We start from the raw sequence: 19,647 nt of genomic DNA, 5'->3' as shown, positions 1-19,647 counted from the left end.
GACCTCAGGTGTGTATCGTCGGCGGGAATGAGAAGGTTGACAACGTCGGTGTGAACCGTTCTCTACCGCCGGTGGTCGGTATCAGGGCGCCTCTCAAGAGGACGTCCTTACTGGCGTTCGGGGCGCATCAGGGGAAAGAGGATGACGTCGCGGATGGAGTCCTGATTGGTCATCATCATGGTGAGGCGGTCGATGCCAATGCCGAGTCCGGCAGCGGGCGGCATGCCGTATTCAAGGGCACGCAGGTAATCCTCGTCAACGGGCGTGGCCTCGTCGTCGCCCGCGTCAAGGAGGCGCACCTGCTCTTCGAAGCGCTCGCGCTGGTCCTCGGGGTCGTTCAGTTCGCTGAAGGCATTGCAGATTTCGCGTCCGGCCACAAACCCCTCAAAGCGCTCCACGAGTCCGTCGGTTTCGCGATGCTTCTTCGCGAGCGGACTCAGCTCAATCGGGTGGTCCATCACGAACGTGGGTTCGATGAGCGTAGGCTCGACCGCGGCACCGAAGATTTTGTCGTAGAGCTTACCCGCGCCCAGGTCCGGGTCCACGTCAATGTCGAGCGCCTCCGTGACCTCCAGCAGCTCCTTGTGAGTGGCGCCGTGCAGGTCGTATCCGGTTTCATCTTCGATGGCGCCGAGAAACGTAACGCGGTTCCACGGGCGCTCGAACGAGACGGTATGCTCGCCGATGGTAACGTCGGTGCTGTCGTGCAGCGCCAGCGTCACGGCCTCCACCAGCTGCTCGGTGAAGTCCATCATCCAACGATAATCTTTGTACGCCACGTAGAGCTCCATCATGGTGAACTCGGGGTTGTGGAAGCGACTCAGCCCCTCGTTCCGGAAGTCCTTGCTGATCTCGTAGACGCCTTCGAATCCACCAACCAGGAGCCGCTTCAGATAGAGCTCATCCGCGATGCGTAGATAGAGCTCCATGTCGAGCGCATTGTGGTGCGTGGTGAAGGGGCGCGCGGTGGCGCCGCCGTACACCGGTTGCAGCACGGGCGTTTCCACTTCGAGGTAGCCCTGCGTATCCAGAAAATTGCGAACGGTGCGGATGAGCGTGGCGCGCTGTCGAAAGACATTGCGCACGTCGGGGTTGACCGTCAGGTCTACATAGCGCTGGCGGTAGCGAAAGCCCTTGTCGGTGACTTCGTTGTAGGTCTCGCCTTCGTCGGTTTCCTTAACGACAGGAAGCGGACGCAGCGCCTTCGAGAGCAGTTTAATCTCCTGCACGCGCAGCGTGACCTCGCCCATGTGGGTGCGAAAGACGTAGCCCTGCAGGCCCACGATATCACCGATGTCGAGGAGTTCGGTAAAGACCTCGTTGTAGAAGTCCTCGCCGACCTCGTTCTTGCGAATGTACGCCTGGATGGTGCCCGATTCGTCCTGCACATCGAAAAACGCCGAGCCTCCCATCACGCGAATGTTGGTGATGCGTCCGGCAATCGACGCCTCCAGCCGCTCGCCCTCTTCCGGGTCGTGCGTGTCGTCGTCGAACGTATCGACGAGTTCAGCCGCGTGGGCATTGGTGGGCCACTCGTAGGGGTACGGGTCGATGCCACGCTCTTCGAGCGCCTTGCGTTCATCGCGGCGACGCTGCTCTTGCTCAGAGCGCTCGTGGTCGGTGCGTTCACGTTCGGAGCGTGGGGTGGCATTGGAGGTGGAGGAATCCATGGCGGGCACAGAGGAAACGGGGAAGACTACACGTGAAAACGTCGGACAGACAAAAACAGCAACGCCTCCGGGGCACGGAGGCGCTGGGTACGGTCGGGTACAACGGGATGTGCGGGGCGTCGTTCGTTATGCCATCCATTCTTCGGCTTCCAGCAGCAGCGTGTTGTGATGGCTGCGCAGCAGCTGCGCGGTGCAGTCGCTAAGCGCCCGCGAGGAGCTGCCCTTGGGCTGGGCATTTGAGAGCGACACCAGCTGACTGACGCTTTCGTCGAGTACCTGCACGGCGCTAAAGAGCGCGTCGGGCCAGGGCTCGGCCTCGTTTGAACGAGCGGGCCGCTCGCCGCAGAGGTGCGTCAGGCTATTGCCTTGCGCACTGAGCTGATCGCGCAGCAGTAGCGCGGCTTCCTCAATAGTTTCGACCATGCCGCTTAGCTTCTCCTGCTGACCAAGCGAGAGCGCGGCTTGCGCTACGCAGTGTTCGCGGCACATGGCGCGCTCCACAATGCGTACCGTTGCGATCACGACCGACTGAAACGCGGCGCCAGAGTTAGGTCCTGCAAGAATCTGCCGGAGTGCTGAGAGCGCAGTGGTCGGGTCGGTGGGGGTCGTAAGGGCAGCCTCAGTATGGACAGCGGAATGCAAAAGAGACTTTTGCTGAATGCGCTCGCGGGGCGTGCGCGCGGCAGTATTCATATAACGTATTGGGGTTGTGCTACAAACACGAAAGGCCACATCGGGGCCAACGGCAGCGCGTGGGGCGCATGCTGTATTTTGGATGCAAAACAAAGGAGGCACGCAAAAAGAGTGCCCAGATTGCAGGCCCCGACCTTGTGTCAGCTTGTGCCAATGCGCACAGCGGAGAAGAGATCCGCAAGTGTGGCGGGCAGGGCGTTGGTGGGAAGGACCAGCGGGCATGGGGAGGCCGCACATCCATTGTCAAGTATCGGAAGCGATCTGCACGATGTCAAGTGGAGGCGGTATCGTTCCCAGAGAGATCTGGTGTGCGTGCCGAGCGCAGACGGGCTCGAACGCGTGCAGCAGCGTCATCTGAAAGGCGGTCTTGGCTCTGTTGGATACGCAGCATGGTCTCAGTGAGCGCAGCGTACAGCGCCTCGGCCGATGCATCGTCCAGAAGCGGAGAAAGGGATTCGGACGTGCAGGTTTGGCGCAGGGCTCGAAGGTGTGTATCGATCGTGGCATCGTCGCCCCGGGCGGCGGGGCCAGTGAGTGCAGCAGGGCCATTGCGTTGCACGTTGGCCCAGGTGGTGTCGATCAGGGGCGCGAGCGCAGCAAATGCATCATCAGGGTCAAGCCCTGCAGCCTGCCATACGTGCTGTGCCGTAGTGAGCAGAGCCACGAGTCCGTTCGAAGCGAGCACCGCAGCCAGGTGATACAGCGGCTTGTCAGCGGAAGCAAGACGCTGCGGGAGGGCGCCAAGCAAGCGGGCCAGCGCCTCGCCGTAGGTTAGCGCTTCAGCATCCCCTTCGATAGTCATTTGAATCCCTTGAAATGCAGACGGCGGTGTGCCAGGGGGGATCGTTTGCAGCGGATGTGCGCTTAGCAACCGGGCTCCGCAGGCACGCAAAGGCGCAAGCACCTCCGCTGGGTGCGCTCCTGAGGGATGAAAGGCAATCCACGGCGCAGTGCGATGGGGCGTCTCGGCAAGCGTGTGGGCGACGCTGGAGAGCGCGTCATCGGGGACACAGAAGAGCACCCGCGTGGTGCGAGCGGGCACATCAGCAACATCTGTGCTGGCCTGAGGCGCTTGTACGCGGTCGGCAAGGGCCTTGGCATCCGCCTGTGTGCGACTTACAATGGCGGTAAGGGGAATACGGTGTGCAGCCAGCGCGCGAGCAAAGGCGGTTCCGACTGCGCCGGCGCCGACAATGGCAGTGGGCTTGCGAACAAGAGTCGACATGACAGCAAGGAGCCTACGGGAGAAGATGAGCGACGCATGCAAGATGGCGCTATGCGTGCAAAAATGCGGGCTGCTGGAATGGGGCAGTGCCGTTGAGGGCATCGAGGAGCGCGTTGAGATGCCGCTTGTGCATGGCACAGATGGCCGCATCGGAGGCGTCATGGGTAAACTCGGCCCAGCGTGTGCTCATATGCATCGCATCGTGAGCGGCAGCCAGCACATCGGGTTCAGTGCAACTGCGCGCGGCCAGGAGTTGCGCGGCACGAGGACGGCGGCGCGGCATGCCGACAGCGGCAGCGAGTACAGCCGCTTCGTTCGACTGCGAGCGTGCGTCGCGAAGTGTTTGGAGCGGGGCTCCCGTTGCTACGCCTCGCGCGGCGTGCCACAGCGGCTGGCATGTCTCCGGCGGTGGGTTAGGCGCCCAGGTCTGCTGCGCACACCAGCAGGCAAATGCTCGAATGGGGACTGGACCCTGTTGGTGCAGCACATGTTCAGCGACTGGCATGCAGCCGGGCTGTACATCGGAAGGGGCCTCGCGTGCCCGAATGCCGCTGGAGCGGTCTACGATGACCGGGCGCCCGCTGCGTCCGTCGAAAATGTAGTAATAATCCGAAACATGCTTAGGCATGGGAAGCAGCCGTCGCTGGATGGAAGAAAGTGCCCCGCAAATTGAAGGAGTATGCGGGAAGCTATTGCACCGCCACAGCCGGTTGTTTGGTTCAGGCACACCGTAACAGGGTCGTCCACGTTTGCACAAACTGCATCAGGAGCGCAACAACCACGGGCGTGCATCTTACAACATGAACGTGCATACAGCTTCTGTAAATTGCTGCCGCCCAGGCTTAGCTCAGGCGATGGCAGTAAGAGCCTGTTTGGGTTTTGGTTTGAAGGCGAGAGCGAGCGCCGCTGGAGCGAAACGAGGACCACGATAGAGGTTCGTAGCTGGGGCTACGGGCCGAAATCGGGGACTCGTTGCAGCCCAGCGGAGCCGCTCGTAGCCCAAATTAAGAAATCAAAACAGGTTCTAAGTAAGCTCCTTTGGCAGGAGCCCTTCAACGAAGGACGTATGCACAGCGCGTATCGATTCCGTTTATGCCGTAAGGCCGCCCCTTTATGAGACGTATAACACACTATGTGCTCCCCGCAATTGGCCTGGTTCTGCTGGGTATTGTGCTCGGCGTACAGGTTAACTCCTTTACCTCAGACGAAAGCGTCTACGAGCAGCTTCAGAAGCTGGAGCGCTCGTTTGTAATCATCACTCGACAGTACGTGGATCCGGTTGAGTCGCAAGACTTAGCCGAAGAAGGAATCGAGGGCATGCTGGAGGCACTTGATCCGCACTCGAGCTATATTCCGGCTGAAGAGGTGCAAGGTGTCCAGGACACCTACCGGGGCTCGTTTGGCGGCATCGGGGTAATGTTCGAAATGGTGGAAGACACCGCGCGCGTCATCTCGCCCATTGCCGATGGACCGAGCGAACGCCTTGGCATTATGGGGGGCGACCGTATCGTAGAGATCGAAGACGAGTCGGCGGTGGGCATTGGTACCAACGGTATCCAGGACCGTTTGAAAGGCGAAGTAGGCACGACCGTTAATATTACCGTGTATCGCCCACTGGCCGATCAACGGTATGAGTTTGCCATCGAGCGCGATGAGATCCCGATGCGATCTATCAATACATCGTACATGGTAAACGACCGCACCGGCTACGTTAAGATCGACCGCTTCGCAATGACCACCCACGAGGAGTTCATGGAAGAGGTGGGCGTGCTGAAAGACGAAGGCATGGAGCGGCTGATCTTGGACCTGCGCGGAAATCCCGGAGGCGTGATGCGCTCAGCGGTTGATATTGCCGACGAAATGCTCGACGAGGGGCTGACCATCGTGGAAACGCGAGGCCGCGAGCGCACGATGAACTCGCGCTTCCAGTCCGAAGGAGGCGGTAGTCTCGAAGATAATCCCATTATTGTGCTGGTCAATCAAGGTTCGGCTTCCGCCAGCGAGATTGTGTCAGGAGCGCTACAAGACCATGATCGCGCCCTCGTTGTGGGCCAGCGAACCTTTGGAAAAGCGCTCATCCAGAAGCAGTTTGAACTGGACGATGGCAGCCTCTTGCAGATGACGGTGGGGCGCTACTACACACCTGCGGGACGCCTTATCCAGACACCGTATGAACAGGGCGATCAGGAGCAGTATGTTGAGCGGATGATGGAAGATCAGCAGAATGCGACGTTCCACCCGGAAGAGTACAAAGAGAGCATTCCCGATTCGCTCATGTACAACACCACCCACGGACGCACCGTGTTCGGTGGGGGCGGCATTATGCCCGATGTCGTTGTACAGCCCGACACGACCAGCCTCACGAACTTCGTTTCGGCCATCAACATGGACTTCGCCTTTACGCGTGACTGGTTCATGCGTAATGAGCAGCAGATGCGCTCTACCTGGGGCGACGACTCGCAGGCATTCTTGAATGAATTCGCCACGCCCGACTCGCTCGTTACCGCGTTCTGGGACTTCACAAAAGAGCAGGGCGTTTCCTACACGACCAACGACGAGGAGGTGGAGCCCGGAGAAGGCGTGTTTTCAGAAGCTGAGAAAGCGCGTAGCGAAGATGAGATACAACTGCGCTTGAAAGCGTACCTGGCACGCCAGCTGTATGGACTGCGGGCGGCCCGGCCTACGTTAAATGAAACAGACCCGGTGTATCGTGAGGCGCTCTCGCTCTGGGGCAACGCCGAAGAACTGGCAGCCTATCACGCCGCTGGGCGTGAATAGCTTCCTGTATCGGTCTAAGAACATACGCTGCGCCGTGGCTGCCTGCTGGGAGCCGCGGCGCTTTACGTTTGAAGACGACCGCCGCCGTGCGTATCCCGAGAGATACGCATATCGCGCCGCCGGAGACGTTCAGGCCGGGCGGCGTTTCCAGTCTACAGCTACCGGCTCATTTCCTTCATCATTTAGCACTACCGCTACCTCAAAGAAAACCGCCTGCCCCGGCTATGTGCAGGACAGGCGGTGAGCCTAATGGAAAGACAACTCCGGCGCTCGTGGACGCATGGAGCTGCATTTATGCGTCGTCTTCGTCGTAGCTGATCGTTTCTTGGATCGCGCCGTCTTGCTTCTGGATGACCAGGCGGCTGGGGGCATGTGCCTTGGCGGCATCGCGGGCAGCGTCAACCGCTTCCTTCTTCGTATCGAACGACTGCAGCGGAGCCTCGGCCCCTTCCTGCAAGAGCGCCCACTCGTCGTCGTGATAGGTCACGTGGAAGACCGGCGTAGTCCCAGCGGCCTGCTGGTCGAGCATGGCCGAGAGCGCGTCGAGCTTTTCGGAAAGCTGTCCCACCTTGCTGGAGAGCCCCTGTACCTCCTCACGGGTGGGCACACCCAGGCGGCCCAGCGTGTCGTTCAGCGTCGACGTCACCGTTTTCTCAACGGTCTGGGCAGCGTCGGATACGCGGCGCGACACGTCGTCGAAACGACGGTTGAACTCGTCTGAGATCGACTCCTGCTGCTTGTTAATCTCGCTGTTGATTTCGCTCGTGGTTTCGTCGAACTGCTTGCGGCGCTTCTTTTCGTACGACTTGCCGCGCTTCACCAGATCCTGAAAGACACGATCGCCTTCTTCTTCAACGCGCGAGAGCGCGCCCAGTCCGGCCAACCACACGTCGCGGCCGCGTTCCACAAGCTCGTCGGGTAGCTTGCTAAAGTCAATGGGTTTTTTAGCGGATGCAGAGCGTTCTTTTTCGTCGGTAGCCATAATCAATCACCTCGAAGAGGTTGTTGTGTGCATAGATGCAATAGAGCAAAACCAGAATGCTCATTGCTGTTTATAACGCATCGCGTCACAGGTTCCAGTTTATAACGCGGCGCGTTATTTTCGGGGATGCAACAGGTCGTATTCACAGAAGGTGCACGATGTGGCATCACAAAACCAGATCGTCCGAACAATGCGCGGGGCTGCGCATCCGAACGATGCCGCCTGAGCATGCGGGTGGTTTCGCTCTCCACTAAATGATCTGACCGTAATCTGTATGGCCTGTTTTGCAACGATTGTACTCGACGGTGTGGGCATAGGCGCTCAGCCCGATGCTGATGACTACGGCGACCGGGGCAGCCACACCCTGGGCCACGTCTGCGCCGCCGAACAGCCCGACCTGCCTCATCTAACGGCGCTCGGACTGGGCCATGTGGCCGACCTTGCCGGCGTGCCCCGCGTGGCGCAGCCCGCTGCCGACTACGGTCGGATGCAGGAGATCTCCGCAGGCAAGGACAGCACTACCGGTCACTGGGAAATTGCAGGCCTGCACCTGGAGCAGCCCTTTCCGACGTATCCCGACGGCTTTCCGCCCGAGGTCATCGACGCGTTCAAGCGGCATGGCGGCGTGGGCGGCGTGCTCGGCAACCGTCCGGAGTCGGGCACGGTCATCATCGAGGAGTTGGGGCCTGAGCATGAGAAGACGGGTGCGCCCATCGTGTACACCTCTGCCGACAGCGTCTTCCAGATTGCCGCACATAAAGATGTGATTCCACTGGAGGAGCTCTACCGCCTCTGCAAGGTGGCCCGTACAAAGGTCTGCACCGGCACGCATGGTGTGGGCCGCGTCATTGCGCGCCCGTTCGTGGGCACACCGGGCAACTACACGCGCATTTCGGAGGAACGCAAAGACTTCGCGTCTCGCCCCGATACGCCGCCGCTGCAAGACGTGCTGCAGGAGCACGATGTACGCACCGTGTCGATTGGCAAAGTCGCCGACTTGTTTGCGCGGACGGGCTTCGACACGATGACGAAGACCTCCTCCAACGCGGAAGGTATTGCAGCTACTAAAGCAGCTCTACAGGCGTGTCAGGAGAATGCGCCGCCCACGTTCATCTGGACCAATCTGGTCGACTTTGACCAGGACTACGGGCATCGCAACGACCCCAAAGGCTTTGCGCAGGCGCTTGAGGCGTTCGACGCGGCACTCCCCGATCTGCTCAACGCCCTTCCCAACGACGGCGTGCTCGTCATTACCGCCGACCATGGCAATGACCCTACCACGCCGAGCACCGATCACAGCCGCGAGTTTGTGCCGCTGCTGGTGGTGCGTCCCGAGGCCCACGGCCGCGCACTCGGGCTCCGCTCCACCTTTGCCGACCACGCCGCCACCGTGGCGAACTACTTTGACGTGCCGTTCCAGACCCACGGCACGGTGTTTTAGCCCCCACATCTGCCTAAACGGGCCTGCACCATGGACGAACCTTCCGGACACGGCAGTCGTTGGGCTGTCGTGTTGTTTTTGCCGACGAATCCACCTGTTTTCGCGTTCTATGCCTGCATATCCCTTCGACGAAATCGAGCCCAAGTGGCAGCGCTACTGGGCGGAGCATCAGACCTTCCGCACGCCCGAAGACGTCGATCCTGACGCCGAAAAATGCTATGTGCTCGACATGTTTCCGTACCCCAGCGGGGCTGGGCTCCATGTGGGGCATCCTGAAGGCTATACGGCGACCGATATTGTGGCACGCTACAAGCGCATGCAGGGCGTAAACGTGCTGCACCCGATGGGGTGGGATGCGTTTGGGCTGCCGGCGGAGCAGTATGCCGTCAAAACCGGCACGCACCCGCGCGATACGACGGAGCGCAACATCGCCAACTTTCGGAGTCAGTTGAAGCGCCTCGGCTTCTCGTACGACTGGGAGCGCGAAATTAACACGACCGACCCCGATTACTACAAGTGGACGCAGTGGATCTTCCTGAAACTGCATGAGCGCGGCCTTGCCTATCAGGCCGAGGTGCCCGTGTGGTGGTGCGAAGAGCTGGGTACGGTGCTTGCCAACGAGGAGGTCATCGACGGCAAAAGCGAGCGGGGCGGATACCCCTGTGAGCGCGTGCCCATGCGTCAGTGGATTCTCAAGATTACGGACTACGCCGAGCGGCTGCTGGAGGGGCTTGACGACCTCGACTGGCCCGACAGCACCAAGCAGATGCAGCGCAACTGGATTGGCCGCTCCGAAGGTGCTACCGTCCGCTTCCCCCTTGCCAATCACAACGACGAGCTGGAGGTCTTTACTACGCGTCCCGATACGCTCTTTGGGGCTACCTACATGGTGCTGGCGCCCGAGCACCCACTGGTGGATGAGATTACGACCGAGGAGCACGCCGACGCCGTGGCCGAGTACCGCCAGCAGGCTCAGAAAAAAAGCGAACTGGAGCGCACCGAGCTTCAGAAAGAAAAGACAGGTGTGCCTACCGGGGGATACGCGATCAATCCGGTGAATGGAAAGGAGATTCCAATCTGGGTGGCCGACTACGTGCTGGCCTCGTATGGCACCGGCGCGATTATGGCGGTGCCCGGACAGGACGACCGCGACTGGGCCTTTGCCGAGAAGTACGATCTGCCCATCATTCGTACGGTGCAGCCGCCCGAGGACTTCGACGGCGATGCGTACACCGGCGATGGACCGGCCATCAACAGCGGCTTCTTGAACGGACTCGACGTGGAAGCGGCGAAGGACCGCATCACCGATTGGCTGGAGGAGCACGGCCACGGCGCAGCGACCATCAACTACAAGCTGCGCGACTGGCTCTTTAGCCGGCAGCGCTACTGGGGCGAGCCGTTCCCCATCATCCATGTGGATGGCGAGGCCAAGCCGGTGCCTGCGAACGATCTGCCGGTGGAGCTGCCCGCCATCGACTCCTACAACGAGATTCTGGAGCAAGACGCCGCTTTAAGTCCGCTCGGCGCCCTCAACGACTGGGTTGAAACGACGGATCCGGCCACCGGCCAACCCGCCCGGCGCGAAACCAACACCATGCCGCAGTGGGCCGGCTCGTGCTGGTACTTCCTGCGGTTCATCGATCCGCACAACGACGAGCAGCTGGTTGACCCCGAGAAGGAAGCCTACTGGATGCCGGTTGATCTGTACGTGGGCGGGGCCGAGCACGCGGTGCTGCACCTGCTTTATGCCCGCTTCTGGCACAAGGTGCTGTACGATGCCGGAGTGGTGTCAACACAGGAGCCGTTTCAGACGCTGGTGCACCAGGGGCTCATCTTGGGCGAAACCGAATATACCGCGTATGTAGACGCCGACGGCGCATATGTCTCTGCCGAGCACGTAGACGAGGGCACCGATACCCGCACCGGGGCTGACGTGACCCCCCAACCTGTGGAGCAGGAAGACATTCAGAAAGACGATGACCATTTTGTGCTAATGGCGCACCCGGAGGTCCGCGTGGATGCCCGCTCGCACAAGATGAGCAAAAGCCGTGGCAACGTCGTAAACCCCGACGACGTGATCGACGAGTACGGCGCCGACGCGCTGCGCCTCTACGAGATGTTTATGGGGCCGCTGGAGCAGGTGAAGCCGTGGAGCACCTCCGATGTGGATGGCGTGTACCGCTTTCTGGGCCGCGTGTGGCGCCTCATCATTGACACACAGGGGGAGGCGCAGGTTGTAGACAAGGACCCAAGCCGCGAGCAGCTCCGCGTGCTGCACGAGACGATCCAGAAGGTGACTGATGACGTTGAGGCGCTCAGCTTCAACACGGCCATTGCCAAGATGATGGAGTTTGTGAACGCTGCGAACAAGTGGGAGGCCGTGCCGCAATCCATTGCCGAGCCGTTCGTGAAGTTGCTTAGCCCGTTTGCGCCGCACATTGCCGAAGAGCTGTGGGCGCGCCTGGGCCACGACGAAAGCATTGCCCGCGCCGACTGGCCTGCGTTCAACGAAGATCATCTGAAGCGCGAGGTGGTCGAAGTGGCGGTGCAGGTGAACGGCACCGTGCGCGGCACCATCGAGGTGGCGCCCGACGCGCCCGAGGAAGAGGCCCTCAGCACCGCCCGCACCGATGACAACGTAGCGCGCTACCTGGACGAGGGTAATGTACGTCGCGAAATCTACGTGCCGGGGCGTATCATCAACTTTGTGGTGAACTGAGCTCCCGCACGGCCCGAGTCGTAGCTCCCGTCAACAACAGCAGGGCCAATGCCAGGATGCGGCAGAGGCCCTGCAACGATCATTGCGGTTCGTATCCCTTGGTAACTATCGGAGGCGGCAGCGATCGAGACCAATGATGCGGGGTCCGCTACCCGATGGCGCACAGCTCGCGCCGAGATTCCCAATGCGGGCTAATTTGGGCAAACGGTACGCAGGTCGAAGTCTTCGTCGGTGCGGAAGGTGTACCAGATGATCATAGCCTCGTCGGAGGAGCCGAAGGGCATGCCTGCTTCGCGGTACGCATCCCAGGCCTGGCAGTACAAGCGCATGCCAACCGCCCAGGTGCTCTCCGACATGGGCGTCTCCGAAGTGTCTGACGGGCGGAAGGGCATTCCAAACTCACGGTTGCCGTCAGGAGAAGAGGAATCGTTTGGGCTGGTATTCATAGTGCAAAAATAAGCTAAGGCAATTGAGTAAGTGACTTGTACAAAACGTACGCGCAGTGGCGAAGCGTTCGTACAGCAAACGAACATACGGATGTACACAACCAGTGCTCACTGAAGCACTGCGCTACGCACCCCATTACACAACCTAAAACCATGCCACATACCCACGCCGTCCCCCATGAAAGATAAAACCGTTGATGTCTTAGCACTTGCTGCCCATCCCGACGACGTGGAGCTTTGTGCTGGGGGCACCATTTGTACCCTGGCGCAGCAAGGTTATACCACTGCTGTGGTAGATTTTACTCGTGGTGAGTTGGGGTCGCGGGGTACGCCGGAGCAGCGGCAGGAGGAGGCCAAGGCGGCGTCTCACATTATGGGACTTGCCGACCGCGACAATCTGAAACTGCCCGATGGCAACATCGAGAACACGCCTGCTACGCGCCGCCGTCTTATCGAGCGGATTCGCCGGTACCGCCCCGACATTGTGCTCATCAACGCGCCTGAGTGCCGTCACCCTGACCACTGTGCGGCATCTGAGCTTGCAAAAGATGCGCTCTACTACAGCGGACTACGCAAAATTGAGACGACTAATGCCAACGGCGAGGTGCAAGAGCCGTGGCGTCCGCATCACATTCTGCACTACATGCAGGCAGTGCCCTTCGAGCCGACGTTCGTACTCGACGTGTCGGACGTGTGGGCACAGCGCATTGAGGCGCTGCAGGCGTTCGAGTCGCAGTTCTACAATCCCGACTACGAGCCCGACCCTGATGAGCCCGAGACGTACATTTCGAATCCGACCTTCTTCAAGTGGGTGGAAGCCCGAGCGCGCACCTACGGGTATCGCATTGGCGCTACGTACGGCGAGCCCTTGCTGTACTATCAAGGCCCGGTGGGTGTGCGCGATCTACCCCAGGCGCTCTCTATTGAGCGGCCTTTCCGGTAACAGAACACCCCTGAGCCTCCCATTTCTGCAACAAATTAACCACGCGTCACCCATATACGTCTGATGCTCATACGCAGCACGTTGACACAAAGGGGCCCGCTGCGCTATATTGCGGCCACGCGTTACGGCACGCGCTACGAACGAACCGGAGACGGGCTTTGTAGATACAGGGCCTACCGAACATCTGGACGCGTTCGGCTCGCTATTCAAGAACGGCAACGTGAAACCTTTCGATGACCAGTACCAGTGATTTCCGAAACGGCCTTACGTTCATCTGGAAGGATGACCTGTGGCAGATCGTCGACTTTCTGCACGTAAAGCCCGGTAAAGGCGGTGCGTTTGTGCGCACCACGCTCAAGAACGTGCGCGACGGGCGCGAACTCGACAACACGTTCCGCGCGGGCGAGAAGGTAGAGGAAGTGCGCGTAGAGAAGCGGTCCCACCAGTTCTTGTACGAGGACGACCTGGGCCTGCACTTCATGAACACCACGACGTACGAGCAATTTTCGATTCCGCCCGAGCGGATTGACGGGCGCGAGTACCTGAAGGAAGGAGCCGAGGTCGACATCCTATTCCGAACGGATACCGAAGAGCCGCTGCGCACCGACATCCCGCAGAAAATGGATTTGGAGGTCGTCGAAACGACGCCGGGTGTAAAAGGCAACACCGCGCAAGGCGGCTCGAAGCCGGCCACGCTCGAAAGTGGTGCCACTGTCGATGTGCCGCTCTTCATTAACGAGGGCGATACCGTACGCGTGAATACCCAGACCGGCGAGTACGAAACCCGGGTCGAATCGGCCTAACCCCAGCAACGTGTCCCAGCAGGGCCCCACGCTCTGTTCGCATCGTTTGTCTCACCCAGCCCCCGAACGTATGAAACTGTCCAAGATTCAAGAGCTTCTGCAGATGGTCGCCGAGAGCGGTGTGGCGGAAGTGGAAGTGGAAGAAGACGACTTCAAAATCACCATTCGCCAGAACGGCCCTACGGTGATGATGCAGCCGTCGTATAGCCCGCCCATGCATGGCTATGGCATGCCTCAGCAGCCGCAATACGCGCCGCAACCCCAGCAGCCGCAGGCTCCACAACCGCAACAGCCCGCCCCTGCGCCGGAAACCAGCGCGCCCGCTGCAAGCCCTTCCACCTCGGACAGTGCCCCCGCGCCCGACACTGATGCAGAGGACGACGATGGCGAACTCGGGGCCAACGAGATTCTCGTGAAGGCGCCCATCGTGGGCACGTTCTACCGCGCCCCCTCGCCCGACTCCGATCCGTTCATTGCTGAAGGCGACCGCGTGGGTGAAGGCGATGTGCTCTGCATCATTGAGGCCATGAAACTGATGAACGAAATTGAGTGCGAAACACCGGGCGTTATCAAAGAAATTCTGGTGGAAGATGCCGAACCGGTCGAGTTTGACCAGCCGCTCTTTATTGTGGATCAAAGTTAAACGCATCTCGCCATACGGCTGCCACGCCACGCGTCTGCGCTCGGTTGCTATCCTTGTTTTGGGGATGCGCTGGGCGTGTCCTGCCGATCGCCTGCCTGCTCATCTGATGCTGCCTGCCTGTTTTGAAGAAAGTACTGATCGCCAACCGCGGCGAAATTGCCCTTCGCATCATTCGCACCTGCCACGAAATGGGGCTGCGCACGGTCGCGGTATACTCTACCGCCGATGCCGACTCGCTCCACGTCCGCTTTGCCGATGAAGCTGTATGCATCGGCCCGCCCTCGTCAGGGGAGAGCTACCTGCGGCCCGATCGCATCATCGCCGCTGCCGAAGTCACCGGTGCCGATGCCATTCACCCCGGTTACGGCTTCCTCTCCGAAAACGCCGAGTTCAGCCAGATCTGCTCCGACCACGACATCACGTTCATCGGGCCGCGAGCCGAAACCATCCGCCTGATGGGCGAGAAAAGCCAGGCGAAGAAGACCATGGCTGAGGCGGGTGTGCCTGTGGTGCCGGGCTCCGACGGCATCCTGCCGTCCATGGAAGAAGGCAAACGCCTGGCCGACGAAATTGGCTATCCGGTGATGGTGAAAGCCAGTGCGGGGGGCGGCGGACGCGGTATGCGTTTGGTGCGTGAGCCGGAGAACTTTGAGCAGCGCTACGAAGGCGCTCGCTCCGAGGCCGACGCTGCTTTTGGTAATCCCGATATGTATCTCGAAAAGTGCGTCATGAACCCGCGCCACATCGAGATTCAACTGCTGGGCGATGGCAAGGGCAATGTGATGCATTACGGCGAGCGCGAATGCTCCATCCAGCGCCGCCACCAGAAGCTGCTCGAAGAAGCCCCGTCTCCCATCGTAGACGACGAACTGCGTGCCCGCATGGGCGAAGCGGCCACCCAGGGCGCTGCCGCACTCAACTACGCCGGGGCCGGCACCATCGAGTTTCTGGTGGATGCCGAGAAGAACTTCTACTTCATGGAGATGAACACGCGCATCCAGGTCGAGCACCCCGTCACCGAAGAAGTCACCGACTGCGACATCATCGAACACCAGATTCAGGTGGCCATGGGCGAGACGGTGACCCGCACCGAGAGTCCGCTGCGGGGGCATTCCATCGAGTGCCGAATCAACGCGGAAGACCCGGCGCGTAAGTTCAGTCCCTCGCCCGGCACGATTACGGCGTTCCACCAGCCGGGCGGACTGGGTGTGCGCGTCGATACGCACGCCTACACCGGTTATCGTATCCCGCCGCACTACGACTCGATGATCGCCAAGCTCATTGTGCATGCCGACACGCGCGAGCGCGCCATCAAGCGCATGAAGCGGGCCCTCGATGAGTTTGTGATCGAAGGCGTAAAAACCACGATTCCGTTCCATCAGCAACTGCTGGAGAACGAAGACTTCAAGGCGGGCACGTTCGATACCCAGTTTATGGAGACGTTTACGTTCGACCCGAACGCATAGCGTGCTCCAATCACGTACATTCACCATCTTCTGGCATCGACGCATGCGAATCTGTGCCGATGCTTCGTTTCCCTCTAACCCATGCCTCCGCTATGAGTTACCCCAGCGACCTGTACTACACTGAAGACCACGAATGGCTGCGCCTCAACGACGACGGCACCGCCACCGTCGGCATCACCGACTTTGCCGAGGGCGAGTTGGGCGACATTGTGTTCGTTGAACTGGACCCCGAAGGCACCGAGCTCTCTGCGGGCGACGTGTACGGCACCGTGGAAGCCGTGAAAACGGTGTCCGAGCTGTTTATGCCCATGTCGGGCACCATCACTGAGGTGAATGACAGTCTCGAAGGCGCTCCTGAACAGGTCAACGAAGATCCGTATGGCGACGGCTGGATGGTCGTCATCGAACTTGAAGACGAAAGCGAACTCGACGACTTGCTGGATGCCGAGGAATACGCCCAGGTGGCGTAATCCGACCGGTTCTTGCAATTCCTTTTTCCCATAGATGTCTTGCCGAATGACCGAAGAGCGCATTCTGATCGTCGATTACGGGTCGCAGTATACCCAGCTCATTGCGCGCCGCATCCGCGAGGCCGGGGTCTACTCCGAAATCCACCCGTGTACACGTCCCACAGATGAGCTTGCTGCCCTTAACCCCGATGGCGTCATCCTGTCGGGCGGGCCGTGCTCGGTCTACGACGACTATGCGCCGGAGCTCGACCCGGAGCTCTTGCGCCTGACCCGCGATGATGGCAGCCCGGTGCCCGTACTGGGCATCTGCTACGGGTTGCAGTCGATGGCTCACATCGCAGGCGGAGCCGTAGAAGGTGCCGAACGCCGCGAGTTTGGGCGTGCCACCCTGCGCATCCCCAACGAGACCCGTACCGACGCCCTGCTCGAAGGCATCCCCGACGGCTCAACCGTGTGGATGAGCCACGGCGACCACCTCACCGCGCTCCCCGATGGCTACACTGTGCTGGCGCGCACCGAAAATGCCCCGATCGCAGCCGTGCGCCACACCGACAGGCCGCACTTTGGCGTGCAGTTTCATCCCGAGGTGGTGCATACGGACTACGGCGCGCAGCTGCTCGAAAACTTTGCGCTGCGTATTTGCGGATGCGAAGGGGCGTGGTCGCCCGCGTCGTTTGTGGAGACGCAGGTAGAGGCACTCCGTGAGCAGGTAGGCGATCAGCACGTCATTTTGGGCCTCTCGGGCGGTGTCGATTCTTCGGTGGCCGCCGCGCTGCTGCACAAAGCCATTGGCGACCAGCTCCACTGCATCTTTGTCAACAACGGACTGCTGCGTAAGGGTGAGTGGATGCAGGTGCAAGATACCTTTCGCGGCCACTTTAACATGGACCTGCGTGCGGTAGACGCCAGCGACCGCTTTCTGGATGCGCTTGAAGGCGTCGACGATCCCGAAGAGAAGCGCACGCGCATCGGCAACACCTTCATCGACGTATTTACCGCCGAAACCGATGCGCTGGCCCAGGACCTGGGCACGCGTCCTGCGTTCTTAGCACAGGGTACGCTGTACCCGGATGTGATTGAGAGCGTGTCGTTCAAGGGGCCGTCAGTCACCATCAAGACGCACCACAACGTGGGCGGGCTGCCTGAAGAGCTTGGATTTGAGCTGCTGGAGCCGTTCCGCGAGCTGTTCAAAGACGAAGTGCGCGCCATTGGCGAGCTGCTGAACGTGCCGTCGTCGATTGTAAACCGGCATCCGTTTCCGGGACCGGGGCTGGCCATTCGCATTATGGGCGAAGTGACCCGCGAGCGCCTGGCTACCGTGCGTGCGGCCGATGCCATTTTTATTGAGGAACTACGCGCTCATGATCTGTACGACGAGGTGTGGCAGGCGCTTGCGGTGCTGCTCCCCGTGCAAACGGTGGGCGTAATGGGCGACGAACGCACCTACGAGCATGTATGCGCTCTGCGCGCGGTGACGAGCGTGGACGGCATGACCGCCGACTGGGCGCATCTGCCCCACGATATGCTCGGGCACACGGCCAACCGTATCGTCAATGAGGTGCGCGGCATCAACCGGGCCACGTACGACATCACTTCGAAACCGCCGGGAACCATCGAGTGGGAGTAGCGCCTGGCGTATCCCTTGTAGGGCGCGTTCCCAACGCCTGTTGCTCCTATCGCACTGCTGATCATCGAGATGAGACCGATTATGTGGCGTTGGATTCCTATTCTGCTTGTGCTGCTGGTGGGCCTGGCGCCTGGAGCCATGGCGCAGCAAAACGACGAGATTCCTGAAAATGAGGACGCCGAACTGCTCTTTGAAGAGGGGCTGGCCGCCTTTGAGGACGGAGATTACACCGAAGCCTACCGGCGCTTTCGGGCCACCGTCGAGTATCCGCTGCATCAAAAGACGACAGCAGCGCTGCTCATGGGCGGGCGGGCGCTCTACCGCGCCGGGCGTTACGACGATGCCATCTCCATTCTGGAAACGCTACTCGACCGTTACCCCGACACCACGTATCGAGGGCAGGCCAACCAGATCATCAGCTATGCGCGTGACGGGCTGCAAGACGGCCAATCGGCCCCGGATACGCTCCGCATTGGTCTGATGCTCAACCTGGAGGGCGAAGAGGCCGCCCGCTCGCAGGCCTTCTTCAACGGCGTGCGCCTGGCGGTAGACCGCCACAACGGTGTGCAGCGCCGCTATGTGCTGCCGCCTGAACTGAGCAACCAGGCCGACGATGTGACCGTCCACGATACTTCCGACTTGTTCGATGACGAACGGGCGGAGAACGACGGCTCTGCCGTGTTCACCACGCCGCGCGACACCATCGTAGTCGATTCGCTGCAAGCGGTTACCGAGCAAGTTGGACGGCCACGTCGGGCGGCGAAGATGCATGTGCGCCAGTTTCATACCGGCGAGTCTGGTACCGAGCAATCACTACGTGCGGCGGTCGACTCGCTGGTGCGCATGGATCAAGTTGATGTCATCGTGGGGCCGTTTTACAGTCGGCAGGCCCAAATTGCTGGAGCGGCGGCTGAGGAGGCCGGGGTGGTGTTCGTTGCGCCACTGGCCACAGAGGCGAGCGTATCAGCAGGGCGTAGGTACGTCTTTCAGGCGAACCCGTCGATTGAAATGCGAGGCCGGGCGATGGCGCGCTATGCCGCTGAGAGTCTGCTCATCGGGTCTACGGCCATCGTTTATGAGCGTGGACGCGATCTGAGCCAGCGCATGGCCAATGGCTTTCGCGAAGAGGCGCGCTCTATCGGCATGAACATCCCCTTTACATACGAGGTCGAAACGCCCCGTGCGTGGGCAAGTCTGCCCACCGCCATACGGTCCGACAGCACCATCACCGACTCGATGATGACCGCCGCCGAGGCTATATACTTACCGTTTACCGGACGCAATGCGGGCGGACGCATTCAGGAGGCGCTGGTGGGGCTGGAGCGCATGCGTTTGGGGATACGGGCGCTGGGCAATGCTGAGTGGCACAATCTGGGCATCGAGAACGAGGCCAGCAAGTTCACCGCCACGTACACGAACGACTTTTACGTAAACACCACGCGGCCTGAGGTGCAAGACTTCGTGCGCAACTACGAGATTCTTACCGGCACCTCACCCGATGCGGATACGCCCATCATTCGTCGCTTGGCCTATACCGGGCACGACGTGACCGACTATCTGCTGAACGGATTGGACGCGTCGTCAACGCGTATCCGTCCCGATATGCTGCGGAGAGCTGCGCTATACGAGGGGCTGGGCATCCGCATTGACTTTAGTCAGGGCAACATCAACCAGGGATTGTTCATCCACCGGTATCGCAATAACCGGCTGGAGCGTGTGCAGTAGCCGCCAGCCATCGCGC

At 60.6% G+C, this 19,647-nt stretch carries 17 protein-coding genes; 11 read left to right on the top strand and 6 right to left on the bottom strand.

The window, feature by feature from the left end; all coding sequences use genetic code 11:
• Window positions 1–107 precede the first annotated feature (107 nt).
• From lysS to CRI93_RS15205, 4 genes are all read right to left on the bottom strand, one after another.
• Window positions 108–1,670 (bottom strand): lysine--tRNA ligase, encoded by a 1,563-nt coding sequence (gene lysS / locus CRI93_RS12995; RefSeq protein WP_098063076.1) that lies wholly within the window; start codon window positions 1,668–1,670, stop codon window positions 108–110.
• 126 nt (window positions 1,671–1,796) lie between these two features.
• Entirely contained in the window at window positions 1,797–2,363 is a 567-nt protein-coding gene (locus CRI93_RS12990) for a hypothetical protein (RefSeq protein WP_098063075.1), read from the bottom strand.
• A 271-nt stretch (window positions 2,364–2,634) separates the two neighbouring features.
• Window positions 2,635–3,588, bottom strand: a complete 954-nt coding sequence (locus tag CRI93_RS12985) for a Rossmann-like and DUF2520 domain-containing protein (protein WP_176521869.1) — start codon at window positions 3,586–3,588, stop codon at window positions 2,635–2,637.
• 49 nt (window positions 3,589–3,637) lie between these two features.
• Complete coding sequence (locus tag CRI93_RS15205; protein WP_141491710.1) at window positions 3,638–4,216, bottom strand: hypothetical protein; 579 nt, start codon at window positions 4,214–4,216, stop codon at window positions 3,638–3,640.
• 485 nt (window positions 4,217–4,701) lie between these two features.
• Here CRI93_RS15205 and CRI93_RS12975 point away from each other — a divergent pair, with 485 nt between their 5' ends.
• Complete coding sequence (locus CRI93_RS12975; RefSeq protein ID WP_098063072.1) at window positions 4,702–6,366, top strand: S41 family peptidase; 1,665 nt, start codon at window positions 4,702–4,704, stop codon at window positions 6,364–6,366.
• Between the two features lie 34 nt (window positions 6,367–6,400).
• On the top strand, window positions 6,401–6,610 hold the full coding sequence (locus CRI93_RS15200; protein ID WP_141491709.1) for a hypothetical protein: 210 nt from the start codon (window positions 6,401–6,403) through the stop codon (window positions 6,608–6,610).
• Window positions 6,611–6,658: 48 nt separating this feature from the next.
• On the opposite strand, the gene CRI93_RS12970 is transcribed toward CRI93_RS15200, so the two are convergent.
• Entirely contained in the window at window positions 6,659–7,348 is a 690-nt protein-coding gene (locus CRI93_RS12970; RefSeq protein ID WP_098063071.1) for a phasin family protein, read from the bottom strand.
• Between the two features lie 274 nt (window positions 7,349–7,622).
• On the opposite strand from CRI93_RS12970, the gene CRI93_RS12965 reads away from it, so the two are divergent.
• Window positions 7,623–8,789 carry a phosphopentomutase gene (locus CRI93_RS12965; RefSeq protein ID WP_098063070.1) on the top strand — a complete coding sequence of 389 codons (1,167 nt, stop codon included), beginning with the start codon at window positions 7,623–7,625 and terminating at the stop codon, window positions 8,787–8,789.
• Window positions 8,790–8,898: 109 nt separating this feature from the next.
• Complete coding sequence (gene leuS / locus CRI93_RS12960) at window positions 8,899–11,508, top strand: leucine--tRNA ligase (protein WP_098063069.1); 2,610 nt, start codon at window positions 8,899–8,901, stop codon at window positions 11,506–11,508.
• 191 nt (window positions 11,509–11,699) lie between these two features.
• Here the strand turns inward: leuS and CRI93_RS12955 are convergent, their stop codons facing one another.
• A complete protein-coding gene (locus CRI93_RS12955; protein WP_098063068.1) occupies window positions 11,700–11,954 on the bottom strand; it encodes a hypothetical protein in 255 nt (84 codons plus the stop codon).
• A 178-nt stretch (window positions 11,955–12,132) separates the two neighbouring features.
• Here CRI93_RS12955 and bshB1 point away from each other — a divergent pair, with 178 nt between their 5' ends.
• From bshB1 to CRI93_RS12920, 7 genes are all read left to right on the top strand, one after another.
• Window positions 12,133–12,897, top strand: a complete 765-nt coding sequence (gene bshB1, locus CRI93_RS12950) for a bacillithiol biosynthesis deacetylase BshB1 (RefSeq protein WP_098063067.1) — start codon at window positions 12,133–12,135, stop codon at window positions 12,895–12,897.
• A 233-nt stretch (window positions 12,898–13,130) separates the two neighbouring features.
• Entirely contained in the window at window positions 13,131–13,700 is a 570-nt protein-coding gene (gene efp, locus CRI93_RS12945) for an elongation factor P (protein ID WP_098063066.1), read from the top strand.
• Between the two features lie 70 nt (window positions 13,701–13,770).
• The gene (gene accB, locus CRI93_RS12940) at window positions 13,771–14,343 is read left to right on the top strand and encodes an acetyl-CoA carboxylase biotin carboxyl carrier protein (protein ID WP_098063065.1); all 573 of its coding nucleotides are present in this window, start codon (window positions 13,771–13,773) and stop codon (window positions 14,341–14,343) included.
• Between the two features lie 113 nt (window positions 14,344–14,456).
• The gene (gene accC / locus CRI93_RS12935) at window positions 14,457–15,809 is read left to right on the top strand and encodes an acetyl-CoA carboxylase biotin carboxylase subunit (RefSeq protein WP_098063064.1); all 1,353 of its coding nucleotides are present in this window, start codon (window positions 14,457–14,459) and stop codon (window positions 15,807–15,809) included.
• A gap of 92 nt (window positions 15,810–15,901) precedes the next feature.
• Complete coding sequence (gene gcvH, locus CRI93_RS12930; protein ID WP_098063063.1) at window positions 15,902–16,279, top strand: glycine cleavage system protein GcvH; 378 nt, start codon at window positions 15,902–15,904, stop codon at window positions 16,277–16,279.
• Window positions 16,280–16,325: 46 nt separating this feature from the next.
• The gene (gene guaA / locus CRI93_RS12925; protein WP_217992548.1) at window positions 16,326–17,906 is read left to right on the top strand and encodes a glutamine-hydrolyzing GMP synthase; all 1,581 of its coding nucleotides are present in this window, start codon (window positions 16,326–16,328) and stop codon (window positions 17,904–17,906) included.
• 81 nt (window positions 17,907–17,987) lie between these two features.
• Window positions 17,988–19,631, top strand: coding sequence for an ABC transporter substrate-binding protein (locus CRI93_RS12920; protein WP_245850523.1), 1,644 nt, complete (start codon window positions 17,988–17,990; stop codon window positions 19,629–19,631).
• Window positions 19,632–19,647 lie beyond the last annotated feature (16 nt).

Source organism: Longimonas halophila, assembly GCF_002554705.1.
GTDB lineage: Bacteria > Bacteroidota > Rhodothermia > Rhodothermales > Salinibacteraceae > Longimonas > Longimonas halophila.
The sequence above is the reverse complement of the archived record's forward strand: the minus strand, read 5'-3'. Positions and strand labels throughout refer to the sequence as shown.